This window comes from Mucilaginibacter sp. CSA2-8R, assembly GCF_038806765.1.
Classification (GTDB): domain Bacteria; phylum Bacteroidota; class Bacteroidia; order Sphingobacteriales; family Sphingobacteriaceae; genus Mucilaginibacter.
The window spans coordinates 2,363,955-2,375,891 of record NZ_CP152389.1 but is presented as its reverse complement, the minus strand read 5'-3'; the positions used below and the strand labels follow the sequence as shown (position 1 = coordinate 2,375,891).

The 11,937-nt window shown below is 43.3% G+C and carries 7 protein-coding genes; 1 reads left to right on the top strand and 6 read right to left on the bottom strand.

The window, feature by feature from the left end; translation table 11 throughout:
• Position 1: 1 nt before the first annotated feature.
• The gene (locus tag AAGR14_RS09855; RefSeq protein WP_342648421.1) at positions 2–1,429 is read left to right on the top strand and encodes an alpha/beta fold hydrolase; all 1,428 of its coding nucleotides are present in this window, start codon (positions 2–4) and stop codon (positions 1,427–1,429) included.
• 165 nt (positions 1,430–1,594) lie between these two features.
• On the opposite strand, the gene AAGR14_RS09850 is transcribed toward AAGR14_RS09855, so the two are convergent.
• From AAGR14_RS09850 to AAGR14_RS09825, 6 genes are all read right to left on the bottom strand, one after another.
• Positions 1,595–3,664: a putative porin gene (locus tag AAGR14_RS09850; protein WP_342648420.1), complete on the bottom strand. Its 2,070-nt coding sequence runs from the start codon at positions 3,662–3,664 to the stop codon at positions 1,595–1,597.
• A 220-nt stretch (positions 3,665–3,884) separates the two neighbouring features.
• The gene (locus AAGR14_RS09845) at positions 3,885–4,703 is read right to left on the bottom strand and encodes a purine-nucleoside phosphorylase (RefSeq protein ID WP_342648419.1); all 819 of its coding nucleotides are present in this window, start codon (positions 4,701–4,703) and stop codon (positions 3,885–3,887) included.
• Entirely contained in the window at positions 4,666–5,787 is a 1,122-nt protein-coding gene (gene lpxK, locus AAGR14_RS09840; protein WP_342648418.1) for a tetraacyldisaccharide 4'-kinase, read from the bottom strand. Before lpxK ends, AAGR14_RS09845 begins: the two co-directional genes overlap by 38 nt.
• 73 nt (positions 5,788–5,860) lie before the next feature.
• The gene (locus AAGR14_RS09835) at positions 5,861–6,868 is read right to left on the bottom strand and encodes a DUF4184 family protein (protein ID WP_342648417.1); all 1,008 of its coding nucleotides are present in this window, start codon (positions 6,866–6,868) and stop codon (positions 5,861–5,863) included.
• Between the two features lie 361 nt (positions 6,869–7,229).
• The gene (locus AAGR14_RS09830; RefSeq protein WP_342648416.1) at positions 7,230–7,970 is read right to left on the bottom strand and encodes a 4'-phosphopantetheinyl transferase superfamily protein; all 741 of its coding nucleotides are present in this window, start codon (positions 7,968–7,970) and stop codon (positions 7,230–7,232) included.
• A 3-nt stretch (positions 7,971–7,973) separates the two neighbouring features.
• Entirely contained in the window at positions 7,974–11,936 is a 3,963-nt protein-coding gene (locus AAGR14_RS09825) for an amino acid adenylation domain-containing protein (RefSeq protein WP_342648415.1), read from the bottom strand.
• Position 11,937: the final 1 nt, after the last annotated feature.

Sequence of the window (11,937 nt, the reverse complement as noted above, 5' to 3'; positions counted from 1 at the left end):
CATGAAACACTTTTACAGGACGCTCCTACTTCTCATCATCTGTAAAGCGGCCTCTGCTCAACCTATCACCGGTACCTGGTATGGCATACTTAACTGGCAAAGTACACAGTTGCCTATCATCATTCACATTGATAAAACTACCGACCGTTACACCTCTACCTGGGACAGCCCCAGTCAGGGGGCCAAAGGGCTGGCCACATTAAAAACCAACTTTTACGGCAATCAGTTATCCATTGATGGGTCAAATTACGGCGTTAAAATAAGTGGTACTTTCATGCCAGATAGTAACATTATACGGGCCGAGTTTTCGCAGGGACTGGCCAACCTGCCGCTACGTTTACAGCGCACCCCGGTTACAGCCCCGTTACGTGCATTAGCGACACGGCCGCAAGAGCCTGCCGACATTCCGTACAGGCAAGAAGATGTCGTATTTACCAATGCCAAAGCCGGCGCCAAACTGGCCGGGACACTTACTTTACCCGCCAATGGTAAAGCCAGTAAAATAGTGGTGCTCATTAGCGGCTCGGGTCCGCAAAACCGCAATGAGGAATTAGCCGAGTTTAATCAACGTCCGTTTTTGATCTGGAGCGATTGGCTAACCCGCCAGGGTATTGCCGTACTGCGTTACGACGATCGCGGCGTAGACCAGTCAACCGGAGATTTTCAAACCGCAACCACCGCTGATTTTGCCGACGATGCCGAAGCAGCAATCAGGTATATCCAGTCATGCCCAGAATTAAAGAGTATGCAGATAGGCTTACTTGGCCATAGCGAAGGCGGGCTAATAGCCCCCATGATTGCAGCACGCAATAAAGCCGTAAAGTTTTTGGTGTTGCTGGCCGCGCCTGGAGTGCCCATACGAGAGTTACTGGTTAAACAGTCGGCAGATCAAATGCGCCTGGCTGGTGCGTCCGACCTTAATATTCAAACCTCCAGCGCAATTAACAGAACGATATATGCGGTGTTTGAGCGATACCCTTTGTTATCAGACTCGTCGTTTAAGCGGAAACTGACTGATGTGGTATACAAGCAACTCACCGGTGCCGCCAGAGGAACAGCTGATACTTCGGCCAAGCAGTCAGAGATCAATGAATCAGTACGGACTATTGTTGACCCGTTGGTAACGCCCTGGTACCGCTACTTTATTACCGCCGAGCCAACTAAATATTTAACTAAAGTAACCTGCCCGGTACTGGCATTGAACGGGACGCTGGATATGCAGGTAAACAACGAGGCTAACCTGGCAGGCATCAAAGAATCTCTGCAAAAAGCGGGTAATACAAATTATACCATCACGGCTTTGCCCGGCCTTAACCACCTAATGCAAAAAGCTAAAACCGGCGGTATAGCTGAATACGGCACAATTACTGAAACTGTAAATCAGGCAGCATTGGTAAAGGTATCCAGCTGGATTAAGATGTTGAAGTAGTATTGATGATCTTCCTTGTTGTTATACCGCACATTAATAGAAAGCTCAGTTCTTTAACTGGGCTTTTGTACTAAAAGCGAGTCATAGCCCAAAGACCTTTATACAACTTGATGATGTAACGGCTTAGATCGACTGTCGGCAGATAAATTGCATAATTGAACCGGCTTAATTATAAAAAGACCAGCTCACACCAAACTTCAACAACCGATACGGCATCGGGTAACGGTTAACAGTGTAATACCCATTGCTTTGCAGGCCTTGATTCACATAATCATACATAATAAACAAGTTGGTACGAAACAGCGTAGCCTTAATGTATGGGGTAATTATAGGCGTGGTAATAAATGAGATGTCGCTGCTGTTGTAAAACTGACCTATACCAACAGCATAATTTGGTGCAGTATAACGCGTATTGTAACGGGCGCTTACACCAATACTGGTAAGCAAGTTGTTAAAAAACAACTTTGTATAATAAATATTGGCGTAGTTATAAATCTGAGGAATACGCAATGTGGTTTGATAATCGGACTGCTGGTAAACAAAGTAATCTTCGGCATGAAACTTACCAAAAGCGAACTTTTTGCCTGCACTAATCTTGAGCAAGTTTAACGGGGCATCTAATTGTTTAGGAGCTACATCGTTACCATTGGGTGTTTGAGCTGCAAAATACTGGTAGCCGTTAACCAAAAAGTACTCGGCTTTGAGGTCAATCTGCAGTTTATCGTTAATGTAATTGAATGATACGTTGTTAATTTGCTGCTTGCCAATATTAGTGTTGTTAAACACGTAATGGTTGCTGATGTAATTTTTAAATACCAACGGCGCTTCGTTATTTTGGGCATAAGCACCTAAAATAATACGGCCCGCCTTTTCACCACCTGCAAGGCTCAGCTTGGCATCATACAAATAATCGCCAAAGTTGTAACCCACCACTACTTGCTGAAAATCACCTTGCAAATTTACCCGGTCGCTAAAACGATAACTGAACTTTGCGTTTAGCCTTACGTTTTGATAAGTGGCATTTTGCACACGGCGTTCCTGGTTACGTAGGTTGGTAGTGGCTTGCAGGGAGTCGACGATGTACTGCGAATAACGGAAAAAATCATGTGTCAGACCGACATCCAGTTTCACCTCATTTTTTACAAAGCTTACTGATTTGCCGCGCAGGTAAAAACTGTACGAAAAATCATTACGGATATTGGTTACGGCCAGCGAGTCGCGCGAGATAGTGTTATTAAAATAATAGTCGGAGAATACGTTATAAGTGTCAGGCTCATTTTGGACAAAACGATACTTTTGTACGTTGTAGTAAATAGTATGCGAAACGCGCTGGGTAGGTAATATCTTTTGCCCCTCTTTGCCGGCGGCGTTGATGGTATCAATACGGCCGAGGTAATAGAATTGCTTCAGGTAAACGCCGTTATTGCGATAATTGATGTAAGCGTTAGTAAGGCGAACCGTTTCCTGCAAAGGGTCGAAAGAGGCCTTGTTGAAAATATCGCCGTTACGTATTGACCCGCTCTCGGGCGCACGCACGTTGTTAAAAACCAGGTTACCCAATAAATTATAGCGCTTGCTTTTCGACTCGTACCAGGTAGCCACTACGGCATTTAAATCGCTTACGTTTTGGCGGGTATAATAACCGCGCGAACCGGTTGAATTGAAGTTGAAAGTAAAATTCCAGTTAGGCTTAACGTTTTGGGTATGCACCAGCCTAAACACCTGGTCTGCGTTAGGGTTGCCAAAAGCACCACTATAAAATTGCAGGTTAGTGTATGCTACCCGGGCACGGTAGTATTGAACATCACTCGGCCGTAGCATATACACATCTAACGCATGGTTGCCTACATCAAACCCAACAGATTTTTGCGGCTCAAACAACATGGGGCGCTGTGGTAAGCCTGTGCTGCCCAAATGCATGCGTGGACTGTAAGGTTGCAACAGCGGACTGAAATTCTCAAAGTTAGTTAACCCGGTATCTAACGGAAAAACCTGCGTACTGTCTTTAAGCAGTGCTTCGTTAGTAACCTTAATATATTTTGATGTATAAATTACCGTGTCTTTCTTATTTTCCTCACGCTTACGTGCACTATCCAACAAATCACTGGTGTTAAGCTTACGGCCACTGCGAATGGTGTCGGCACCGTAAGGCCGGTCAGGTATTTGGGCAAAAGCCGTCTGACCGATTACCAGGCAAAGCATCGTAAGCAGAAAATTTTTGAATTGATCCGGCATTTATAAAAATCAATCAGGGCAGCCAACTGGCCGCCCATATGTGTTTGGTTTTATGTTAACAGCACAAAGGCTATACTTATTGCTTAAAGCTATTATTTATTATATTATTGGGGCTCGTGTTAAATGTATGCACTTACGATTGTAATTCTTTAAATGCTTTTAGTTGATGCATTGTTGCACCTCTTCTCTACCCGCAGCCAGTAGCTGGCGACCCAATTCCTTAATCCAAACCTGCAATTAGCTCTTTCAATATATGTGTCAAATGCGGTTCAGCTTTTTGAGCAGTTTCTATAATTTCTTCTAATGATACCGGCTTCAGTACTTCAGGGAAACCTTCATCGGTTAATACCGAAATTGCAAATACCGGCAGGCTCATGTGGTTTGCCACAATTACCTCGGGCACAGTGCTCATTCCTACCGCATCACCACCTATAATACGCAGGTAGCGATATTCGGCACGGGTTTCCAAGTTAGGACCTGTTACAGCTACATACACTCCTTTATGGCAGGTGATATTATTTTGCTTTGCAATTTGCAGTGCCTTTTGAGTCAATTCTTTAGAGTAAGGCTGACTCATGTCCGGAAAACGCGGGCCTAACTCTTCATAATTGCTTCCAATTAATGGATTTGATGGCTGCAGGTTAATATGGTCTTCAATCACCATTAAATCGCCGGTTTTAAAATCAGCATTAAGCGATCCGCTGGCATTAGAAACAAACAGTGTTTTGATACCCAACATTTTCATCACCCTCACCGGAAAGGTAATTTGCTGCATGCTGTAGCCTTCGTAGTAATGCAAACGACCCTGCATAGCCACTACCTTTTTACCGGCCAGAGTACCAAAAATCAATTTGCCGGAATGAAATTCGAGTGTGGCTACCGGAAAATCGGGAATGTTAGCATAGAGCATCTGTTTTTCTACCTCTATCTCTTTAACTAAACCACCCAGGCCAGTGCCTAAAATAATGCCGGCTTCGGGTTCAAAATCGCCGATGCTTTTTTTAATGTACGCTACGGTGCGTTGTATATTGTCTAACATAATTAAATATCGTTTTATTAAACTGCGCTTCGCCTCCGTTTAAAAAGCTGATGCCAATTGGCAACACCATAATTGGCAGTGTGTTTACCAAGGGCAATAACTGAGGGTTGCGCAGGCGCTGCGCATCTTTTTCGGTGGTTATAATAACTTTTTGAGCGTCAGTGCAGCTGTTAAAATCTTGTGCAAGTTTAGCAATATTTTTTAAGCTAAATTGATGATGATCGGCATAATTATGATGTACAATGTGTGTTGTAAGTTTACCTAAATGCTGTAACAGCGGCCGTGCATTGGCAATACCCGTGATCAGGAATAGTGTAGTATTCTGATTAAGCGAAGCCGGTTCGTCACCTCCGTTTAACCATTGCAAAGGCAGGTAAGTGATAGCCGTAAAATATACCTGCTGGTAATTTAAAGGTTTTAATTGAGTTATTATTTTGTGTTGATCAGCTACACTTAAATCGGGCGGACATTTACTTACCACGAAAACATCAGCCCGATACCGGCCCACAAACGGCTCGCGCAGGTTACCGGCAGGCAGCAACAGATGCGGCTCATTGATGCGGCTATAATCAAACAATAATACGCTAAAACCCGGCTCGACAGCCCGGTGCTGGTAAGCATCATCTAAAATAATGAGGTCGTGATTGGCTTGCAGCCGTTCGATGCCCTCTACCCGCTTTTCACAAACTGCTACGGTAACGTCCGGAAACTTTTGCGCAAACTGGGAAGGTTCATCACCGAGTTGAGCAGCCATATTTGCGGTTGCAGTAGATTTAGCGGCAGTAGCAGTAATTTCTCTTACAGGATCGACTTCATTATTTGCAACCCAAAAACCTTTACTTTGGCGGCCATACCCCCGGCTTAGCGTGGCCAGTTTAAAATCTGACTTTAGCAAACGCACCAAATACTCGGTCATAGGGCTTTTACCCGCACCACCAACATCCAGGTTGCCCACGCAGATGACCGGCAGCTCAAACTTTCGGCTTTTAAACAGGCCTGCATCGTAAAACCAGTTGCGTACTACCACTACCAGGCCGTAAAGCAGCGAAAATGGGAATAACAGCCAGCGCAGATATTTGAGCATGGTGGCAAAGATAAGTATTGTCTATGCGGATGGCAGAATTTAACATTGAACAATGATTTAAAATACTACCACGCTATTGCCTTAGGTCTTTAATTTCATCTTTCCGGATAAAATATACAGGCCGCATTTGGCTGTCATGAACATAACATTCTATATCACCTCTATAGTTAGCAATGTTTCTTGCTGCTTCAATAGCTTGGTCAACGTCATTATAAACAGTGTAAACGTTTTGCTTATCATCAACAGCCCAATTTAGATTTTCGTCAAGTACAATTCCGGTAGCATAATCTGCTCTTGATAATATAAATTGACCATCCGTTAGTAGAGGACTTAATAAAGATCGTGCTCCCCTATACTTTACTCTATTTGTGACCGCAGAAAGAAAAATTCCGACAAAAGAAGCAGACATAATGGTTAACACGAAATCTCCAAAACTTAGATGATTAAAACTAAGTAAAAACCTAATTACGACAAAGAAGAACACAACTAAAGCAACTGTTTTCCAAAAATTAATGCGAAATGATTTATCAATTCTCGCAGTCAACTTCGGACAGTTCGCTATTATCGCAGCGATAATCGACAACCCAACTGCAGTACTTGCATGTTGGAGCAGCTTATAATACTGAATCTTAAAATTGCCTATCGCAATAGTTTTGTTAAGCCAAAGTATATGATCTACGAAATAGCCGTGTGGATGCGTAAATGCATCCCAAAACAGATGTGATGCCGCCCCCAATAGTACGGAATAACAAATAACAGCCACGTATTCAACAGAAAGAACTGTAAGAGGCGTGTCGCGGCTTCGACCATCATAATCTCGATATAAATACTGGGGCAAAGCACTTAATAACTTTCCCTTAACGCAAACCAGGTATAAAACCGTGAGTAAAACTCCTAAAGGTAAATCAAACCATAATAGTCCTGCTAATGTGTAGCTATACACGCTTTTAACTCTTAACCTAAGGAAGTAATCAAAATCCGGTGTCATACTTCCAACCACTAAAGCAGTAAGAGACAACCATCGCCTACTAATTTTGATAAGGGGTAGTACAATGGCAGGGTGGGCAAAAGTAAAAGGCATCAGTATTATGTCTTACGATTACAAGGTACAGTATAAATACTTGCGGAAAAAGATTACTGGCTTAAAAAGATAATTTTAAAGATGGAGTTGGCGACAGGGTTAAGCTTGTTAAGCAAGTTCCATTATTCACCTGACTAAACTCAAACCTGCCCGCTATGAGTATCGATGGATGACTGCCGACAAAAAAGTCGCGAAACACCAAATCACCATCCCATAATTTAGGTAAAGCAAGGCATGATTATAGTTACAGCGATAAGATTAATGCAAACATTGTTTAAAGCTAAACATTTACTACCAAATCAATTCATCAGCCTGCATAATAGCTTATTGTGTTGAAAAACGCGATTGGTGTATACCTTGATTAATGAATAAAATTAAAAAACCTAACCTCCCTCACATTTCCACTGCACGCTACGCTCGCCATATGCACATCATCCACTCTGAAAGTCTGCACATTCCAATCATTTACCACAAGCAAACCGGTTGAACTGTGAATGCCATTAAGGCTGGGCAGCACTTGCATGTTTTCGGTAATCCCCGACCCTAACCCCTTGCCGAGCGCCTCTTTGCGGGTCCAGGCGCTAAAAAATGCAGTGAGTGGCGATGCTGATGTGGTGGTGATAAAATGCGTTTCAGCTGCTGTAAAATAATGCGGCAATAAACTATGAAAATTAAAGTCAGGTTTCAGATATTCAACATCTGCTCCTATTGGGTGTTTACTTAAAGCAATGATTACATACTGGCCGGAGTGCGATAAGTTAAAATGGAGAGCTGCTTTGCTATCGCTCATGATCAGGGCAGGTTTGCCGAACTCATTTTTAGTAAATAGGAGCTGATGCCTGGCTACTGCCGTATGTGCAGAAAGTAACTGCCGTAAAACTCCGTGGGCTGTTACATAACGGTTGGTATCTTCGGGATGCACAAAGCGCGAAGCCCGGTCAATTTCGGCTACACTCATTACACTGCGATAATTTTCAATTTGGGCACCCGCGGGAGGTACCAAAACGCGCCAAACCTGAACCTCATCCTGTTTTAGATGAGGGACGAGGTCGGCTTTTTCCCATTTTACATTATCAGTTTGGGTTAAAGTAATCAGCGGCATGGTTTAATTGATTTCGTTGTCCAGTGCCGCTTGCAGCCCCTGGGCCAGTAACAGGGCATTGTTCCCGGTTAACATTGTTTGGTGATCACCCGGAATCTCATATACTTTGATGCCTTGTTTGGCAAATGATTTCCAGCCCAGGTATTTGCTGTCGGGTACGTAGTAAGCGCGCGTTTTAGCTTTAAAAACCGCCACCCGTCCGTTGTAAGGCGTCAGTTTATAATTTTGGAGTGCTTTATCTAATTTAATGTAAATCTCATCAATCAGCGGTGAATGCACGGTATGTTCATGCTCACCAAAGCCTAACCACCGGTGGAAATGACTTTTAATGATGGTTGTTTGGTACCGGATGGTTTTCAACGGATCTTGTAATAATGACTGCGCTACAAATTTTAACTTTCCCAATTGCCTCAGTAGTTTACTGACAACCGCCTTGTATCTATCTTCTTGTAAAAAGGTTACTTCGGCATAAGCATCTATCATCGCCAGCAGCGTAATTGTTCTGCCGGCTGCCTGTAATTGTTTAGCCAACTCTAATGCGATACTGCCGCCTAACGAATAGCCGCCTAAAGCTAAAGGGCCGGCCGGCCACACCTTTATAATTTCGCTCACGTAATATTCAGCTAGTTTAGCTAGGTCATCTGCCGGCTCATCTAAGCCGTTAAGCCCTTTAGCCTGTAGTGCGTAAACTGGTTGCTCATCATCCATGGCCTGGGCTAAAAAATTAAACATGTGAACGTTTAACCCGTAGCCATGTACAATAAAAACAGGAGGTTTACTACCTGTTGATTTAATGGTTACTAACGAGCCCTGTACCTCTTCTGCTTTATTTTTTGTTAAGTATAAAGCTAAGCCTTTAATAGTTGGATATTTAAAGAGCATGGCTAGCGGAACATGTGTACCGGTTGTTTTTTCAACCTCTGCAACCATCTGTGCGGCTAAAAGAGAGTGACCACCCTTTTCAAAAAAATCATCGTGAAGGCCTATGGTATTTATATGCAGCAATTTATTCCACAGCGTTACCAGCATATCCTCTGTAGAATTTTGAGGTTCAGCCGTTACATTATGTGCTTCGCTATACAGTGGATTCTTGCTTATCAACGCATTACGATCGGTTTTACCATTAGGCGTAAGCGGAAATGAGGTGATAATGATGATATCAGACGGCACCATATAGGCTGGCAACCATTTTTTAAGATGCTCCTTACATAAAGCCACTAACCGGTCATCATCGCCCAAACGATTTTTTACCGTCGCGTATCCAACCAAGCGGTCATCAACAGCCATAACAACAGCACCCTCAATGAAAGGCAACTGCAGCAAGTGCGACTCTATTTCTTCAACCTCAATACGATATCCACGCACTTTAACCTGAAAGTCGACCCGCCCCAGGCAAATCAAATCTCCGCTATTGTCAACCTTACCTAAATCACCGGTTCTGTAAATGCGTGTTTGGCTCAGCGTTCTATTAGTTACAAACTTTTTGGACGTTAACTCGGATCTCTGATGATAACCGCGAGCTACCCCCTCACCACTGATACAAATTTCACCCGCCTGCCCTGTTGCAACTCGGTTTCCATTTTCACCCAGAATAAAGATCTGTGTATTGTTGATGGCTTTGCCAATAGTGATAATGCTGTCTTGCTTTTGGACCTGCTTTACAGCCGACCAAACAGTTGTTTCAGTAGGGCCATACATATTCCAGAGTTCGCTGCATTTATCAAGCAGTTCCATAGCCAGTAATTTGCTTAAAGCTTCTCCGCCGCACAAGGCCTTAATTGGTTGTGCTGTATCCCATCCTGCAATCAACATCATTTTCCAGGTAGCAGGAGTAGCTTGCATGATAGTAATCTTGTGCTGCGTAATCAAGCTCAGCAAAGCTTTACTGTCTTTTGCCGCGCTCACACTGGCTAATACAACTTGTGCCCCCGCTAAAAGCGGCAGAAATAATTCGAGGGCAGCAATATCAAATGAGATAGTTGTTACAGCCAGCAATTTATCAGCAACGCTTATACCCGGCTCTTGTTGCATGCTATACAAAAAGTTAACTAAGCTGCGATGTTCTACTTCAACACCTTTAGGTTTACCCGTTGATCCTGAGGTATAAATAATGTAGGCCAAACTATAATTAGAAATTTTTACAGACGGCGGCAGCACGTTCTTCGTCCAGTCAACTTTCTCGATATCAAGATACTGACCACTAAACGACAGCGCTTCAAAAAGACCGGTTTGTGTAATTAACAACCTTGCACCCGAATCTTCCAACATATAGTTCAACCGCTCGGCCGGAAAAATACTATCCAGTGGAACATAGGCGGCACCGGCTTTTAGGACCGCCAGTAAAGCAACCACAGTCTCAACAGATCGATCGAGCAAAATGGCTACCCTGTCACCAAGGCCAATTCCAAGGCTGCCTAGCTCGTGCACCAGACGATTTGCCCGCTGTATTAGCGTTTGATACGTAATTGATGTTTTATTATCTATAACGGCTATTTTATCACGAAATTTGTTAGCGGTTTGCTCAATTAAATCGTGAAGAGGTTGCGCAGGGTATGGTGTAACTATATAATCGGGGTCAGGCTTGCTTCTGTTTACTGTAGGGTCAGAAATAGTTATTTGCTTTAACAACAATTGTGGATTTTCAGACACCTGTTTTACCAAAGTCTGAAAACCCATCATCATTTGGCGGATGGTTTGAGGCTTAAACAATTGGGCATTGTAAGACCATTCCAACTGCAGACCGTCTGGGGTATCAGCAAGATTTATAAAAATTTCAAAATTTTCAGCAACCCGCGCGTTCGTACTAAAGCTATGCTTCAGATCACCAAATTCAACACCATCATCGAAACCCATATCAACGTTTAATGCAACAGGCACTAACGGTACACGAGACGGATCACGTTTAATGTTCAACTTTTTAATAAGGCTACCTAAAGTAACCTGCTGATGATCAAATGCATCTAATATTGCAACTGTCCGTTGCTGTAGGTATTCGGCAAAATGCAGCTTTTCATCAATAACTGCCCTGAGCGGCAAAAGGTTTACGCAATGTCCTACCAGATTTAGCTGGCCGGTAGCCGGTTGTCCGGCAGCCGGCAAGCCTAATGTAATTTCTGCCTGTCCGGTGAGGCGGTATAAAAAACTTTCAAAAGCGGCTATAAATACGGTAATGAAACTGCATTTATATGCTTTGCTTAATGATCGCAAACCATTGATTACCTCAGCATCAACCATAAAATCAGCACGGCGACTGCTAAAAGTGCGGATTTGCGGACGAGAGTAATCGATAGGTAAATTGAGTACCGGCACGCCATCTTTGTACAGATTTAACCAAAACTCTTCTGCCCCTGCATGTTCCCGGTTGTTAATCGCCAATATCTGCTGGATGGCATAATCACTAAAAGCTGCCGGCTCAGGTGAAACGGAAATTTGTCTGTTAATAATAGCACGGTATAAGTCGCTCAGCTCTTTACTAATTAACCCCAGCGACCAACCGTCGCAAACAATGTGGTGGATAGTAAACACAACTTCGTGATGGGTAGCTGAGCGACTGAATAAAGCGATTCGAAAAAGCGGACCGTTCACTAAATCAAATGGTGTACTAACATCTTTTTGAATATGTATCTTGATAAAATCATCTTGTGCACTGGCATCATGATGGCTGATATCTTGATGCAGAAAATCGAACTCAATGCTTTCAAAAATGCAAAGCTGCTTTCCATCAGGCGCGAATACCAAGCGCAACGATTCGTGCCGGTGCAATACTTGTGCAAACGCTTGCTGCAATGCTTCTGCATTAAGAAGACCAATTAAGCGCAACGTCATTGATTCGTTAAAAGCTAAGCTGGCCTTAGTTCCGCCAAATAATATAGACGACCATATCTCCAGTTGCTGCTCTGTTGAGGGCACCACCTTTTGGAGTTGATGTGCTGAAAAAGGATTATAATCTATGGTTTGAAAATCCATC